This is a genomic window from Cupriavidus sp. GW823-FHT07B10, assembly GCF_058794355.1.
Map to the genome: position 1 here is coordinate 1 of NZ_JBXAGS010000009.1, position 15379 is coordinate 15379.

Annotated in this window: 13 protein-coding genes; 8 read left to right on the plus strand and 5 right to left on the minus strand. The window is 68.3% G+C overall.

What is annotated here, in order from left to right; translation table 11 throughout:
* Positions 1 to 212: NAD-dependent epimerase/dehydratase family protein (locus AC1Q6V_RS19325; protein WP_492300876.1), on the minus strand; the 212-nt coding region annotated here is incomplete at its 3' end.
* Complete coding sequence (locus AC1Q6V_RS19330) at positions 164 to 1915, minus strand: glycosyltransferase family 39 protein (RefSeq protein ID WP_439668745.1); 1752 nt, start codon at positions 1913 to 1915, stop codon at positions 164 to 166. The genes AC1Q6V_RS19330 and AC1Q6V_RS19325, both read right to left, overlap by 49 nt.
* Positions 1916 to 2131: 216 nt before the next feature.
* On the opposite strand from AC1Q6V_RS19330, the gene AC1Q6V_RS19335 reads away from it, so the two are divergent.
* Both AC1Q6V_RS19335 and AC1Q6V_RS19340 read left to right on the plus strand, forming a co-directional pair.
* Positions 2132 to 2803: a response regulator gene (locus AC1Q6V_RS19335; protein WP_037023317.1), complete on the plus strand. Its 672-nt coding sequence runs from the start codon at positions 2132 to 2134 to the stop codon at positions 2801 to 2803.
* Complete coding sequence (locus AC1Q6V_RS19340; RefSeq protein ID WP_010810142.1) at positions 2800 to 4155, plus strand: ATP-binding protein; 1356 nt, start codon at positions 2800 to 2802, stop codon at positions 4153 to 4155. The genes AC1Q6V_RS19335 and AC1Q6V_RS19340 overlap by 4 nt, the downstream gene beginning before the upstream one ends.
* Before the next feature lie 57 nt (positions 4156 to 4212).
* Here AC1Q6V_RS19340 and AC1Q6V_RS19345 read toward each other — a convergent pair whose 3' ends face one another.
* Entirely contained in the window at positions 4213 to 6567 is a 2355-nt protein-coding gene (locus AC1Q6V_RS19345; RefSeq protein ID WP_454750811.1) for a Tex family protein, read from the minus strand.
* Positions 6568 to 6736: 169 nt separating this feature from the next.
* Between AC1Q6V_RS19345 and AC1Q6V_RS19350 the strand changes: the two genes are divergently transcribed.
* The 3 genes from AC1Q6V_RS19350 (at position 6737) to yoaA (ending at position 9973) form a co-directional block, all read left to right on the plus strand.
* A complete protein-coding gene (locus AC1Q6V_RS19350; RefSeq protein ID WP_454750812.1) occupies positions 6737 to 7528 on the plus strand; it encodes a hypothetical protein in 792 nt (263 codons plus the stop codon).
* Between the two features lie 34 nt (positions 7529 to 7562).
* Positions 7563 to 7766, plus strand: a complete 204-nt coding sequence (locus AC1Q6V_RS19355; protein WP_010810139.1) for a DUF465 domain-containing protein — start codon at positions 7563 to 7565, stop codon at positions 7764 to 7766.
* A gap of 71 nt (positions 7767 to 7837) precedes the next feature.
* On the plus strand, positions 7838 to 9973 hold the full coding sequence (gene yoaA / locus AC1Q6V_RS19360; RefSeq protein ID WP_010810138.1) for a DNA repair helicase YoaA: 2136 nt from the start codon (positions 7838 to 7840) through the stop codon (positions 9971 to 9973).
* Positions 9974 to 10052: 79 nt separating this feature from the next.
* On the opposite strand, the gene AC1Q6V_RS19365 is transcribed toward yoaA, so the two are convergent.
* Positions 10053 to 10883, minus strand: a complete 831-nt coding sequence (locus AC1Q6V_RS19365) for an outer membrane protein assembly factor BamD (protein WP_011615082.1) — start codon at positions 10881 to 10883, stop codon at positions 10053 to 10055.
* A 17-nt stretch (positions 10884 to 10900) separates the two neighbouring features.
* Between AC1Q6V_RS19365 and AC1Q6V_RS19370 the strand changes: the two genes are divergently transcribed.
* On the plus strand, positions 10901 to 12157 hold the full coding sequence (locus tag AC1Q6V_RS19370) for an RluA family pseudouridine synthase (protein WP_454750813.1): 1257 nt from the start codon (positions 10901 to 10903) through the stop codon (positions 12155 to 12157).
* Positions 12141 to 12938: a peptidoglycan editing factor PgeF gene (gene pgeF / locus AC1Q6V_RS19375; protein ID WP_041687280.1), complete on the plus strand. Its 798-nt coding sequence runs from the start codon at positions 12141 to 12143 to the stop codon at positions 12936 to 12938. Before AC1Q6V_RS19370 ends, pgeF begins: the two co-directional genes overlap by 17 nt.
* A 13-nt stretch (positions 12939 to 12951) precedes the next feature.
* Here pgeF and AC1Q6V_RS19380 read toward each other — a convergent pair whose 3' ends face one another.
* Complete coding sequence (locus AC1Q6V_RS19380) at positions 12952 to 13155, minus strand: hypothetical protein (RefSeq protein WP_010810134.1); 204 nt, start codon at positions 13153 to 13155, stop codon at positions 12952 to 12954.
* Between the two features lie 446 nt (positions 13156 to 13601).
* Here AC1Q6V_RS19380 and AC1Q6V_RS19385 point away from each other — a divergent pair, with 446 nt between their 5' ends.
* Positions 13602 to 15371 (plus strand): class I poly(R)-hydroxyalkanoic acid synthase, encoded by a 1770-nt coding sequence (locus AC1Q6V_RS19385; RefSeq protein ID WP_454750814.1) that lies wholly within the window; start codon positions 13602 to 13604, stop codon positions 15369 to 15371.
* The last annotated feature ends 8 nt before the right edge of the window (positions 15372 to 15379 follow it).

Genomic DNA, 15379 nt, shown 5'->3' on the forward strand with positions numbered 1-15379 from the left:
CGGTCCGACGACATGTCCATGCCGTAGACCTCCCACGGCGTGGTTTCCAGGATGCGGCGCGTCAGGTGATGGCCGATAAAGCCGTTGACGCCGAGGATCAGTACTTTCTTGCCTTGCATTGGATTTGACGAATGGCAGGGGAAATCGGGAGGCGCCGGCGCGGCTAGCGCGCGCCGGCGAGGGGGAAGTTGGCGACGGCCACGCGCCGCCAGTCGCGCGCGACGACATGCATCGGCACGCGCGCGCTCAGTTCAGAGAATGCCTGCGGCGAGAGCAGCGCGATGGCACGCGGGCCATGCTGCCAGGCATCGACGAAGGCATCGAGGGTCGGCAGCCACTTCTGCGGCTCCTGTCCGGCGCCGAACGCGAGCTCGTCGGCCTGCGCCACCATGGTGAGCGGATGGCGCAGGTAGAAGGGCAGGGTATGGTCGAGCATGCCGACGCCATAGAGCGGCATGCCGGGGCGCAGCACGCGTTCGATCGGCGCCACCATGTCGATGCCCGAGGCGGAGCGGCCGATCGCTTCATGGCCCAGCAATGCGGTGGAGAATGCCAGCAGCATGCCGAATGCATAGGCCGTGATGCTGGCCAGGCGGCCATGCCGCCGCAGCAGCCACAGCCCGATGGCGGCGCTGGTAATCACCAGCGCGAATGCCAGCGCCACCCATGCGGCATACGCGCGGTACAGCGCGTTGGGGGTGTTGTTGGAATCCAGCGTGGCCACGACCGGGCTTGCCAGCAGGCCGATCGCGCCCACCGCCAGCATGGCGCACAGCTGCCTGCGCCAGGGTTGGTCACCGGTCCGCGCCAGCGCTGCGCCCGCCAGGATCGCCAGTGCGGGAAACAGCGGCAGGATGTAGCCGGGCAGCTTCGAGCCCGACAGGCTGAAGAACACGAAGATCGACACCGCCCACAGCCCTGCCATCAGCGCAGGCTGGAACGGCCTGGACCCACCCGCGGCAACCACGCCGGTACGCTGCCCGACCGCGCGGACCATGCCGGGAACCAGCCCGAGCCACGGCAGGAAGCCGCCCACCAGCAGCGGCACGAAGTACCACAGCCCGCCCTTGCGCGCATGCACGGTCGAGGTGTATCGCTGCCAGTGCTCGTGGATAAAGAAAAAGCGCAGGAATTCCGGATTGCGCCGCGCCACCAGCCAGTACCAAGGCATCGCCACCAGCAGCATCAGGGCGATGCCGGCCGGCGCATGCAGGCGGCGCCACCGTGCGAGGTCGCGCGTCACGCAGGTGTACACCACCAGCACCAGTCCCGGCAGCGCCAGCCCGACCAGCCCCTTGGTCAGCACCGCCACGCCCATGGCCGCCCAGCACGCCAGCATCCAGCCGCGGCGTGCCGGCGCCGTGGCGTGCGGATGCTGGGCCAGCAGCATGCACGCGAGCACGCAGGCCATGCTGCCGGACAGCGTCATGTCCAGCGTATTGAAGTGCGCGGCGAGGTTCCACATGGGCGCGCTTGCCAGCACTAGTCCGGCCAGCAAGCCCGCACGCGCGCCGAACCAGCGCGCGGCGGCCAGCATCGATATTCCCAGCCCGGCGATGCCGGCCAGCGCCACGCACAGCCGCGCCTGCCAGTCGCCGATGCCGAACAGCGCGTACGACACCGCCGTGGCCCACATATGGAACGGCGGCTTCTCGAAGTACTTCAGCCCGTTGTAGCGGATCGTGACCCAGTCGCCCGTGCTCAGCATCTCGCGGGCGATCTCGGCATAGCGGCCCTCGTCGGGCCCGAGCAGGTGGCGCACGCCCAGCGTGCCGAACCAAAGCAGCGCGAACGCCAGCACCACCAGCCCGAGCGTCACCGCGGGCACGCCCGCCAGCCGCGTGGCATGCCACGGCGCGGCGGGCCGGGCGCTGATGAGCCCAGGCTCGGCGGCGAGGCGGTCGGAACGGTGCATGATGCGCAAACGGCTCGGCGTGAAAGGGAAGGGTGGGTGGTGGCGCGCGTGGCGGCGTGCAGGCGCTCGGCGGCAAGGCCATGTCCACGCTGACGGCCCGCGCCGCGTTGAACAGCGGGGCGCCTGCAAAGTGAGCGCAGGATAGTTCGCGAACCTTAATGGCACATTAAGGCGGGGCGCGCACAATACCGTGATACGTCCGGGTCACCCGAGAAAATGAGAATCCTTATTGTTGAAGACGACCCGATGCTGGGTGACGGGCTGCGGCGCGGCCTGCAGCTGCTCGACTATGCGGTCGACTGGTTCAGCACCGGCACCGAAGCCGACCATGCGCTCGGCGTGGTCCACTACGATGCCGTGGTGCTGGACCTGGGCCTGCCAGGGGAAGACGGCATGTCACTGCTCGCGCGCTGGCGTGCGCGCGGCAGCCGCATCCCGGTGATCGTGCTGACCGCGCGCGATGCGATCGACAGCCGCATCGGCGGCCTTGACGCCGGTGCCGACGACTACCTGGTCAAGCCGATCGCGCTCGATGAGCTGGCGGCCCGGCTGCGTGCCGTGACCCGCCGCGCCGCGGGCCTGTCGTCTCCAGTGTGGAAGCACGGCGCGCTGGAATTCCATCCGGCCGCGCGCCAGGCGTACTGGCAGGGCAAGCCCCTGGAGCTGACCAGCCGCGAAGCCATGCTGCTGGAGCTGCTGCTGGCGCACCCCAACCGGCTGCTGACGCGCGACTTCCTGCGCGACAAGCTCTACGACTGGCAGGGCGGCGTTGAAAGCAACGCGCTGGAAGTCCATATCCACCACCTGCGCCGCAAGATCCATCCGAAGATCGTGCGCACCTTCCGCGGCGCCGGCTACACGCTGGGCGCGGCCGAGGATTGCACATGACGTTGCAGCGCCGGCTCATCCTTGCGGTGCTGATCGCCGCGCCGGTGGTGTGGCTGTTGACCATCGGCATGACCTACGTGCGCGCCCGGCACGAGATCAATGAACTCTATGACACCGACATGGTGCGCATGGCGCTGCAGATGCATTCGGTGGTGCCGCTGGTGGATGTCGCCGCGGCGCCGTCGCGCACCCGGCTGCCAGAGCTGGTCGAGGGCGACCAGGGCGATGCGGGCCTGGGCGATCTCGCCATCGCCGCCTGGCTGCCGGACGGCAAGCCCTTGCATATCGATCCCGAGGGCGACCTGCTGCCGCGTGCGCCAGGAGTGAAGGGCTTTACCGACGTCACCATCGACAAGCAGTCCTGGCGGCTTTACTACCTCGATGATCCCGACACGGGCTGGCGCGTCTGCGTGGGCCAGCAACTGGCCGAGCGCAATGAGCTGATCCTGTCCTATATCGCCGCGCAGGTGCTGCCGTGGGCCGCAGGCCTGCCGGTGCTGATCGGCCTGTTGATCTGGTTCATGCGGCGCGCGATGGCGCCGGTGCGCGCGTTGTCGACCGATATTGAAGGCCGCGCCCCCCAAGACCGCCGGCCGCTCAGCCTGCAGGCAGTGCCGGGCGAACTGGTGCCGCTGGTGCACGCCATGAACCGCCTGCTGGCGCGCGTGTCGGATTCGATCGAGCATGAACGGCGCCTCACTGCCGATGCTGCCCATGAGATGCGCACGCCGTTGGCCGCGCTGAAGGCGCAGTGGGAAATCGCCGAGCGTTCGGCCGATGACGCCGAGCGCGCGCAGGCACGCGCCAACGTGGCCACCGGCATCGACCGCATCAGCCGGCTGGTGTCGCAGCTGCTGACGCTGAGCCGGCTGGAAGATGCTGCCGGCCTGCCGTCACGCCAGCCGGTCAACTGGATCCCGGTGGCGCAGCAGGCGCTGTCGGACTGCCTGGCTCTGGCGCAGCGGAAGCAGGTCGACGTCGAGCTGGAGTGGCCCCCGGAAGGGCAGGCGCCATTGCCGGTGGCGGGTGACGCCAACCTGCTGTCGCTGCTGCTGCGCAACCTGCTCGACAACGCCATCCGCTACAGCCCGCCGGGCGCGCTGGTGACCATCGATTTCCGGCCCGACAGCGTCACGGTGCTCGACCAGGGCCCGGGCGTCGCGCCTGACGTGCTGGCGCGGCTGGGCGATCGCTTCTTCCGTGGCGGATCGGGGCAGCGCGAGCAGGGCCACGGCCTCGGCATTTCGATCGCGCAGCGCGTGGCGCGGCTGCATGGGCTGGAGATTGCGTTCGCCAACCGCACCGATGGCGCCGGCAAGGGCCTGGCCGTTCGGATCGCGCACGGCGGCTGAAAACGACGACGCCCCGCACGGTCGCCCGTGCGGGGCGTCATGCCATCGGCTTGCGGGCTAGCGCTTGAGCTTGGCGAAGGCCGCGGCCATGGCGCCGGCCGGTTCCGCCTCGCGGCGGCCGCCGTTGAAGCCCTTGCCGCCGCCGTTGCGTTGGCCGCCGCGGTCACCACGGTCGCCGCCGGCACGCGCCGCGGCCTGGCCTGGCTCGTCGTCCAGGCGCATCGACAGGCCGATGCGGTTGCGCTTGACGTCGACCTCCATCACCTTGACCTTGACGATCTGGCCGGCCTTGACCACCTCATGCGCGTCCTTGACGAACTTGCTGGACAGTGCCGAGATGTGGACCAGGCCGTCCTGGTGCACGCCGATATCGACAAAGGCGCCGAAGGCTGCCACGTTGGTGACCACGCCTTCCAGCACCATGCCGGGCTGCAGGTCCTTCACGTCTTCCACGCCTTCCTGGAAGGTTGCGGTCTTGAACTCGGGGCGCGGGTCACGGCCCGGCTTTTCCAGCTCGGACAGGATGTCGCGCACGGTCGGCAGGCCGAAGGAGTCGTCGGTGAACTGCGTCGGAGACAGGCCGCGCAGCGCGTCGCGGTTGCCCATCACGTCGCGCAGGCCCTTCTTGACGTGTTCCAGGATGCGCTGCACCACCGGATACGCTTCCGGGTGCACCGAGGAGCGGTCCAGCGGATTGTCGCCGTCGTTGATGCGCAGGAAGCCGGCCGCCTGCTCGAAGGTCTTGTCGCCCAGGCGCGGCACCTTTTTCAGCGCATCGCGGTTGGCGAAGGCGCCATTGGCGTCGCGGAACTCGACGATATTGCGCGCCAGCACCGTGTTCAGGCCCGACACGCGCGCCAGCAGCGGCGCCGAGGCGGTGTTGACGTCCACGCCCACGGCGTTGACGCAGTCTTCGACCACGGCGTCCAGCGCCCGCGCCAGCTCGCGCTGGTTGACGTCATGCTGGTACTGGCCCACGCCGATCGACTTGGGATCGATCTTGACCAGTTCGGCCAGCGGATCCTGCAGCCGGCGGGCAATCGACACCGCGCCGCGCAGCGACACATCCAGGTCCGGGAATTCCTTGGCGGCCAGTTCCGACGCCGAATACACCGAAGCGCCGGCCTCGCTGACCACGATCTTGGTCAGCTTCAGCTCGGGCATCTGCTTCATCAGGTCCTGCACCAGCTTGTCGGTTTCGCGGCTGGCGGTGCCGTTGCCGATCGACACCAGCGCCACATTGTGCTGCCTTGCCAGGCGCGCCAGCGTGGCGAGCGAGCCGTTCCAGTCGCGGCGCGGCTCGTGCGGGTAGATGGTGGCGGTGTCCAGCAGCTTGCCGGTGCTGTCCACCACGGCGATCTTGCAGCCGGTGCGGATGCCCGGGTCGACGCCCATCACCGACTTGGGCCCGGCCGGCGCGGCCAGCAGCAGCTCATGCAGGTTGCGGCCGAACACCTTGATGGCTTCGTTCTCCGCGGTTTCGCGCAGCTGTGTCAGCAGTTCGGTTTCCAGGTGGGGCTGCACCTTGACGCGCCAGCACCAGCGGCATACGTCGCCCAGCCACTTGTCGGCCGGGCGGCCCAACTGCTGGATGCCGACATGGCGCGCGATCATGCCTTCGCACGGGTGCGGCACCATCGCGTCCTGTTCCTCGCCCAGGCCCAGCTTGACCATCAGCACGCCCGCGTTGCGGCCGCGGAACAGCGCCAGCGCGCGGTGCGACGGCACCGTGCGGATGGTCTCGCTGTAGGCGTAGTAGTCGCGGAACTTCTCTTCCTCGGCGGTTTCCTTGCCTTCCATCACGGTGGAGGACACCACGCCGTTGGTCCACAGGTGCTCGCGCAGCTTGCCCAGCAGTTCCGCAGTCTCGCCGAACTGCTCGGACAGGATGTCGCGCGCGCCGTCCAGCGCGGCCTTGACGTCAGGCACGCCGCTGTCGGCGGTCGGGTTGCCGTTGACGTACCTGGCGGCCTCGGCCTGCGGATCCAGCGTGGGATCGGCCAGCAGTGCCAGCGCCAGCGGCTCCAGCCCGCATTCGCGCGCGATCTGGGCGCGGGTGCGGCGCTTGGGCTTGTAGGGAAGGTAGAGGTCTTCGAGCGCCTGCTTGGTTTCGGCGGCCTCGATGGCGGCCTGCAGCTCGGGCGTCAGCTTGCCTTGCTCCTGGATCGACGCGAGGATGGCAGCGCGGCGGTCTTCCATGTCGCGCAGGTACAGCAGGCGCTCTTCCAGGTTGCGCAGCTGCGTGTCATCGAGGTTGCCGGTCACTTCCTTGCGGTAGCGGGCGATGAAGGGCACGGTGGCGCCTTCGTCGAGCAGCGCCACGGCCGCGGCCACCTGGCGGGGCTGCACGGACAGTTCAGCCGCGATGAGCGAGACGATCTTTTGCGAGACGGATGCGGGCAGGTTGGACATCGGAGAGCGCGGCGAGAAACGCAGTCAGTCGAAAGCGGGGCATTTTGCCACAAGCGCGCAAGGGATTCGCCAGGGCGCGCAGCGGGTGCGGGGCGGGCGGCGTCCCGCGCACGTCCGCAACGGCCCGGCAGGGCGGGCCGGTGCCCGGCCCGGATGCTAGAATCCGGTCATGACCGTCAAGTCCCGCCCGGCCGCCGCCAAGGCCACCATCCTGGCCATGCCAACCTTCGCCAACGTGCCTGAAACTTCCCTGTTCCGCTTCGGCCGCCTGGCTGCACTGGCCGTGGCTGCATGCGCCGTGCTGATGCCGCTGCGCGAGGCGCGCGCCCAGACTTCCGCGCCCGCGGCGCCACCCGCCGCCAACGGCCAGCGCGACTTTGCCGCCGAACGCAAGGCCGTCGAGGATTCGCGCGCCTGGACCAACTACCGCTTTGCCGCCGCCGAGCGCGAGTGCTACGGCAAGTTCTTTGTCAACCACTGCATCAACAGCGCCAAGGAAGTCCAGCGCGAGGAGCTGCAGGTGCTGCGCAAGCGCGAACTGGAGGTAGGCGAGGCCGAACGCGCCTACCGCGCCGCCGAGCGCGACCGCGAACAGGCGCTGCGCCGCGCCGAGTTCGAGGCCAGCCAGCCGAAGCGCTCGGCCAGCGAGCAGTCCAGCCGCGATGCCTTCCAGAAGAAGCAGCAGGAACAGCAGCTGCGCGAGGCGCAGCGCCAGGGCGAGGCGCCGCAGCGTGCCGCCAATGCGCAGGCGTACGAAAAGAAGCAGTCTGACTTCGATGCCCGCATGCAGGAGGCCCAGCAGAAGGGCGCCGACCAGGCCCGCCAGCGGCAGGAGAATGTCAAGGCATACGAGGCCAAGCAGCGCGACCTCGAACGGCGCCAGAAGGAGCTGGAAGAGCGCCGCGCCAAGGCGAAGGAGCAACAGGGGCAGGCATCGGCGCCGCGCCCGTTCGGCTTTTGAGGTCCGGCACCGTGACTGCGCAGCGGAGGCATAGATGGACAGCAACCTGAATACCCTGGAGCGGCGCATCATGGAGTTGCAGATCGAGCACCGCGACCTGGATTTCCTGATCGACCGCCTTGCCAACGATGCCGTCCATGACGAACTGCAGCTGCGCCGGCTGAAGAAGCGCCGCCTCAAGCTGAAGGACGCCATCACGCTGCTGCAGCTGCAGCTCGAACCCGACGTGCCGGCCTGAGCGCATTCGCGCCAGGCTTGCCGATCGCCGCCGGCGCTGTCCGGCGGCCCATACAACATTCTCCCCCTGCCTTGTCCGATCTTCCAGATTCTCCTGAGCCGTCCGAAGCCGTCAGCCTGACCGACGCCGGGTCGCCCGCGCCTGCCGCGCCCGCCGACGACGGCGCCAGCCGCGGCGCGGAACTGGCCACCATCTTTGCCGATACCGGCACGCTGGCCCAGGCGATTCCCGGCTACCGGCCGCGCGCCTCGCAGCACAAGATGGCCGAGGCCGTCGCCGACGCGATCGTGCAGAACGATTCCGTCATCGTCGAAGCGGGCACCGGCACCGGCAAGACCTACGCCTACCTGGTGCCGGCGATGCTGTGGGGCGGCAAGGTGATCCTGTCGACCGGCACCAAGAACCTGCAGGACCAGCTCTTCCTGCGCGACATCCCCACGGTGCGCCATGCGCTGAACGTGCCGGTCTCGGTGGCGCTGCTCAAGGGCCGCGCCAACTACGTCTGCCACTACCACCTGGAACGCGCGCAGGCCAACGGCCGCCTAGCGTCGCGCCAGGATGCGGCGTGGCTGCGCGACATCGGCCGCTTCATCAAGGAAACCTCCACCGGCGACAAGGCCGAGCTGGCGTCCGTTCCCGAGAACGCGCCGGTATGGCAGATGGTGACCTCCACGCGCGACAACTGCCTGGGATCGGAATGCCCGCATTACAAGGAATGCTTTGTGATGCGCGCGCGCAAGGAAGCGCAGCAGGCCGACGTGGTGGTGGTCAACCATCACCTGTTCTTTGCCGACGTGGTGCTGCGCGACACCGGCATGGCGGAACTGCTGCCGGCCGCCAACACCGTGATCTTCGACGAAGCCCACCAGCTGCCCGAGACCGCCACGCTGTTCTTCGGCGAGACGCTGTCCACCAGCCAGCTGCTGGAAATCGCCCGCGATACCGTGGCCGAAGGCCTGTCGCACGCGCGCGATGCGGTGGACTGGGTTGCGCTGGCCGCGCCGCTGGAGCGCGCCGCGCGCGACCTGCGCCTGGCCTTCAGCAAGGACAATGCGCGGCTGGCGCTGGGCCAGATCGAGGCCGACCGCCGTATCGCCGAGCCTTTCAACGAAACGCTCGATGCGCTGGACGAAGCCCTGTCAGACTTCGTCGAGATGCTCGAAAGCCAGGCCGAGCGTGCCGAATCGCTGCAGCAATGCCACCGCCGCGCGCTGGAGCTGGCCAACAAGCTGGCCGCGTGGCGCGCCGATGCCGCGCCCGCGCCGGCACCGCAGCCGACCGAGGGCGACGGCGAAGCCGCGCCGGCGCTGCCCGCCGGCCCTGAAACCGTGCGCTGGGTCGAGGTGTTCTCGCATACTGTGCAGCTGCACCGCACGCCGCTGTCGATCGCGCCGATCTTCACGCGCCAGCGCGACGGCCAGCCGCGCGCCTGGGTTTTCACCTCGGCGACGCTGTCGGTGAAGGGGAATTTCACCCACTACGCGGCGCAGCTGGGGCTCGACAAGGACCGCTCGCTGACGCTGCCCAGCCCGTTCGATTACGCGAAGCAGGGGCTGCTCTACGTGCCGCGCGATATGCCGCAGCCGCAGTCGCCGCAGTTCACCGACGCGGTGGTGCAGGCGGCATTGCCGCTGATCGAGGCCGCCGGCGGACGCACCTTCCTGCTGTGCACCACGCTGCGCGCCGTGCAGCGTGCCTCGGACCTGCTCTATGACGCGTTTGCCGAGCGCGGCCTGAACCTGCCGCTGCTGGTGCAGGGCCAGGCCAGCCGCACCGAATTGCTGGACCGCTTCCGCGAGCTGGGCAACGCGGTGCTGGTCGGAAGCCAGAGCTTCTGGGAGGGCGTGGATGTGCGCGGCGAGGCGCTGTCGCTGGTGATCATCGACAAGCTGCCGTTCGCGCCGCCCGACGACCCGGTGCTGGCCGCGCGCATGGAAGTGCTGCAGAAGAAGGGCCTGAGCCCGTTTGCCGTGCACCAGCTGCCGCATGCGGTGATCACGCTCAAGCAGGGGGCGGGGCGGCTGATCCGCTCGGAATCGGACCGCGGCGTGCTGGCGATCTTCGATACGCGGCTGGTCGAGAAGCCCTATGGCCGTCAGATCTGGCAAAGCCTGCCGCCGTTCACGCGCACGCGTGAGGCGGCGACGGTGGTGCGGTTCCTGGAGTCGCTGCGCGGTCCTGGCAAGGAGGCCGCGGCAGCGGACTGATCGCACAGGTGCCGGAAAAAGAAAAACGGGACGTATCGGAGGATACGTCCCGTTTTTTATGGCCTCTGGCCAGCCGGCGTCAGAACACTTCCCACCAGGACTTGTCCTTGCGGCGCGCGCCGTACTTGATGAAATCGCTGTCCGGGAAATTGCGCTCCATCACGCGTGCGGTGTCGTCGCGCAGGTCCTTCATTCCCATCGCGTCATATGAACGGACCATGATGTACAGCGCTTCTTCGTTGGCCGGAGCGCCGTCATAGTCCTTCAGCGCCTGCTGGGCGCGGTTGACGGCGGCGAGGTATGCGCCGCGCCGGTAGTAGTAGCGCGCGGCGTGCACTTCGTGCTGGGCCAGCGAGTTGACGATGTACTGCATGCGCAGCGTGGCGTCGGGGGTGTACTTGCTTTCCGGGTAGCGCGTGATCAGCGTATTGAACGCGTCATAGGCGGCGCGCGCGGCCTTGGGGTCGCGCTCGCTCAGGTCCTGGCCCGAGAAGCGGCCCAGCCAGCCCAGGTTGTCGTTGAAGTTGATCAGGCCCTTGAGGTAGTAGGCGTAATCGATATTGGGATGGTTCGGGTGCAGCTGGATGAAGCGGTCCACCGCGGCCAGGGCTGCTGCTGTTTCACCATCCTTGTAGTTGGCGTAGGCGGTATCGATCTGGGCCTGCTGTGCATAGCGCCCAAACGGATAGCGGCCTTCGAGCTTTTCATACAGCTTGACGGCACGCGTGTAGTCGCCGCCATCCAGCGCATCCTTGGCTTCCGAATATAATTTGTTGGCCGACCAGCCTGCGGTCTCGTCGGGTTGGTCCGCCAGCAGGCCGCATGCAGACAGCATGACGCAGCCGCCTGCGAGCAGAACCGCTCCAATTGTCGTGCGCCAGCGCGCGCGTTTCATGCTCTGCAATTGCATGGGCAATCGTATCCCGGATGAAGAAAAATAGCGTCAAGCATTATAGCCCAAGCCCCCAGCCCAACCCCGAAGCAGGAGCTGGCGTGGGAGGACTTCCACCAGAACGGGTGCGCGCAGCCGCGTCCGTGGCCGATTTCGAGGCCCATCCAGAGGAATTTGAAGACCTTGCCGAGGTGCCGCCCGGCGGCGCGGCGGCTGCCGAGCCGGCCGTGACCCTGTCGCTGGAGGTGGACAGCGCCTCGCATGGCGAGCGGCTCGATAAATTGCTCGCGCGTCACTTCAGCGAGTTTTCACGCAGCCGCCTGCAGCAGTGGATCGAAAGCGGCGCGGTGCGTGTCGACGGCCACGTGCGCCGTCCGCGCGACGCCGTGCAGATGGGCAACCGCATCGAAATCCAGCCGCAGGCCGCACCGGAATCGTCCGCTTTCTCGCCCGAGGACGTGCCGCTGGACGTGGTCTATGAAGACGACACCCTGCTGGTGATCAACAAGCCCGCCGGGCTGGTGGTGCATCCGGCTGCCGGTAACTGGAGCGGCACCGTGCTCAACGGGTTGCTGCACCGCGACCCCGGCGCAGCGTTGCTGCCGCGCGCGGGCATCGTGCACCGGCTCGACAAGGAAACCTCCGGCCTGATGGTGGTGGCGCGCTCGCTGACCGCGCAGACCGACCTGGTGCGCCAGCTGCAGGCGCGCACGGTCAAGCGCACCTATATCGCGCTGGTGTGGGGCCGCACCTATGACGAGGGCACCATCGACGCGCCCATCGGCCGCGACCCGCGCGAGCGCACGCGCATGGCGGTCGTGCATACCGCCAGCGGCAAGCCGTCGCGCACGCATTTCCGCACGCTGGCCACGGTGCCGCTGGGGCGGGGCTTCGTGTCGATGGTGATGTGCAAGCTGGAGACCGGCCGCACGCACCAGATCCGCGTGCATTTCGAGTCGATCGGCCACCCGCTGGTGGGCGACCCGGCCTACTTCCGCGCCACGCAGCGCGGGCAGCGCCCGGCGGTCCGCGCACCGCTGCCGGTGCCGTATGAGCGCCAGGCGCTGCATGCGTACCAGCTCGGCCTGGTGCATCCGGCCACCGGCAAGCGCATGTCGTGGACCGCGCAGCCGCCGCAAGACCTGCAGGCGCTGATCGATGCGCTGGATTTTGAAAGCGCGCAGGCCGACGAGGAAGAAGAAGGCTGGGACGAAGTCTGGGAAGGCGGCGAGGCCCACTGGGAATACGCTGGTGATGACGAGGACGACGATGACGATGAGCGCAGCGCCTGATCGCGCCTGGCTGGTCCCTGACTGGCCCGCGCCGGCGCGTGTGCGCGCGTTGTCAACCACGCGCCAGGGCGGTGTCAGCAAGGGCCCGTACGGGCTTGCCGGCGGCGCCCCCGGCGGCCTGAACCTGGGCACCCACGTTGGCGACGACGCCGCCGACGTGGCGCGCAACCGCGCGCGGCTGGCCGCCTGCCTGCCGTCGATGCCGCAATGGCTGGAGCAGGTGCATGGCTGCGCGGTCGCCACGGTCGACCATGTGGCGGCCCCGGGCGCGCCCGTGCCCCAGGCCGACGCGAGCCTGGCGGTGGTACCCGGCCAAGTCTGCGCCGTGATGACGGCGGATTGCCTGCCGGTGCTGCTATGCGATGCGCAGGGGACGGTGGTGGGCGCCGCGCATGCGGGCTGGCGCGGCCTGTGCAGCGGCGTGATCGAAGCCACGCTGTCACGGATGCAGGCCGCTGCCGGTGCCGCGCGCTGGCTGGCATGGCTGGGCCCGGCCATCGGCCCCGATGCGTTCGAGGTGGGTGCCGAAGTGCGCGATGCCTTCCTGGCCCAGGCACGCGCCGATGAACAGGTCGCGGTTGCCGCAGCCTTCCGCCCTGGTGCCCCGGGCAAGTACCTTGCCGACATCTATGCGCTGGCGCGCACGCGCCTGGCGCGCGCCGGCTGTACCGAGGTCTACGGCGGCGACGCCTGCACCGTGGCCGACGCCGGTCGCTTCTACTCCTATCGGCGCGATGGCGTGACCGGCCGCATGGCCAGCCTGGTCTGGCTGGCGGACTGAGCCCGCCGCTGCCTCACTCGTCCTTGCCCCTGGCCGCCTGTGCGCGCTCGGCTTCAGCCTTGCGTCGGCGGCGGCCGGGCGTGCCCATGATGTAGAGCACCAGCGCCACCGGCGCCATGCCATACATCAGGAAGGTGGCAACGCCTGCCACCACGTTGTGCTCGGTGATCGCCATCATCAGCGCCACGTAGAGCCAGCCAATGGCCACGATGTACATCAAAAATTCATCCTTCTCGCCTATGCTCTGGGGCCTCGGCAGATGCGAGCGCTGCATACCGTCCGGTAGGTCGGGAAGCGTGCAGTGCCGAGGCGGATTCCCGCATTGACAGCGCGTGCGTTGCAAGGCAACAATGGACTCAAATGTCTCGGAATCGCTGACGATTCCCAGGTTTCTCCGGCAAGCATAGCGCATGGCGTCTCCATGCGAGGATGTCGCGCTTGCCGGATAAAAGGGGAGCCGCTATCGGAATGGACGCAAGCCACGGCCGCAGCAGGTGCGGTCGAGGGCTTCCAGCCAGTTCCAGGGCAGATGTGCCGGCAGACCCTCCCGCTTTGGGGAGGCGCAAGCCGGGTCCATTCGGATAGCATCTCCCCATGCAAAGTGCCGGCCAGGGCAATGCCCGGAGCCGGTTCGAATAGTGACGGCAGAGAGACAATCAAATCATGGCGACCGGCAAAGGCGCGGCAGCTTCCACGCAGGAAGGCAAGTCCCAACCATTCAAGTTCACGCCGGGGCCATTCGATCCGGCCACATGGCTGGAATGGTCCCGCCAGTGGCAGGGCACTGAAGGCAACGGCCACGCGGCCGCGTCCGGCATTCCGGGCCTGGATGCGCTGGCAGGCGTCAAGATCGCGCCGGCGCAGCTGGGTGATATCCAGCAGCGCTACATGAAGGACTTCTCAGCGCTGTGGCAGGCTATGGCCGAGGGCAAGGCCGAGGCCACCGGTCCGCTGCACGACCGGCGCTTCGCCGGCGACGCATGGCGCACCAACCTCCCATATCGCTTCGCTGCCGCGTTCTACCTGCTCAATGCGCGCGCCTTGACCGAGCTGGCCGATGCCGTCGAGGCCGATGCCAAGACCCGCCAGCGCATCCGCTTCGCGATCTCGCAATGGGTCGATGCGATGTCGCCCGCCAACTTCCTTGCCACCAATCCCGAGGCGCAGCGCCTGCTGATCGAGTCGGGCGGCGAATCGCTGCGTGCCGGCGTGCGCAACATGATGGAAGACCTGACGCGCGGCAAGATCTCGCAGACCGACGAGAGCGCGTTTGAGGTCGGCCGCAATGTCGCGGTGACCGAAGGCGCCGTGGTCTTCGAGAACGAGTACTTCCAGCTGTTGCAGTACAAGCCGCTGACCGACAAGGTGCACGCGCGCCCGCTGCTGATGGTGCCGCCGTGCATCAACAAGTACTACATCCTGGACCTGCAGCCGGAGAGCTCGCTGGTGCGCCATGTGGTGGAGCAGGGACATACGGTGTTTCTGGTGTCGTGGCGCAATCCGGACGCCAGCATGGCCGGCAGCACCTGGGACGACTACATTGAGCACGCGGCCATCCGCGCCATCGAAGTCGCGCGCGACATCAGCGGCCAGGACAAGATCAACGTGCTCGGCTTCTGCGTGGGCGGCACCATTGTCTCGACCGCGCTGGCGGTGCTGGCCGCGCGCGGCGAGCACCCGGCCGCCAGCGTCACGCTGCTGACCACGCTGCTGGACTTTGCCGACACCGGCATCCTCGACGTCTTTGTCGACGAGGGCCATGTGCAGTTGCGCGAGGCCACGCTGGGCGGCGGCGCCGGCGCGCCGTGCGCGCTGCTGCGCGGCCTTGAGCTGGCCAATACCTTCTCGTTCCTGCGCCCGAACGACCTGGTGTGGAACTACGTGGTCGACAACTACCTGAAGGGCAACACGCCGGTGCCGTTCGACCTGCTGTTCTGGAACGGCGACGCCACCAACCTGCCGGGGCCGTGGTACTGCTGGTACCTGCGCCACACGTACCTGCAGAACGAGCTCAAGGTACCGGGCAAGCTGACCGTGTGCGGCGTGCCGGTGGACCTGGCCAGCATCGACGTGCCGACCTATATCTACGGCTCGCGCGAAGACCATATCGTGCCGTGGACCGCGGCCTATGCCTCGACCGCGCTGCTGGCGAACAAGCTGCGCTTCGTGCTGGGTGCGTCGGGCCATATCGCCGGTGTGATCAACCCGCCGGCCAAGAACAAGCGCAGCCACTGGACTAACGATGCGCTGCCGGAGTCGCCGCAGCAATGGCTGGCCGGCGCCATCGAGCATCACGGCAGCTGGTGGCCGGACTGGACCGCATGGCTGTCCGGGCAGGCCGGCGCGAAACGCGCCGCGCCCGCCAACTATGGCAATGCGCGCTATCGCGCAATCGAACCCGCGCCTGGGCGATACGTCAAAGCCAAGGCATGACGCTTGCA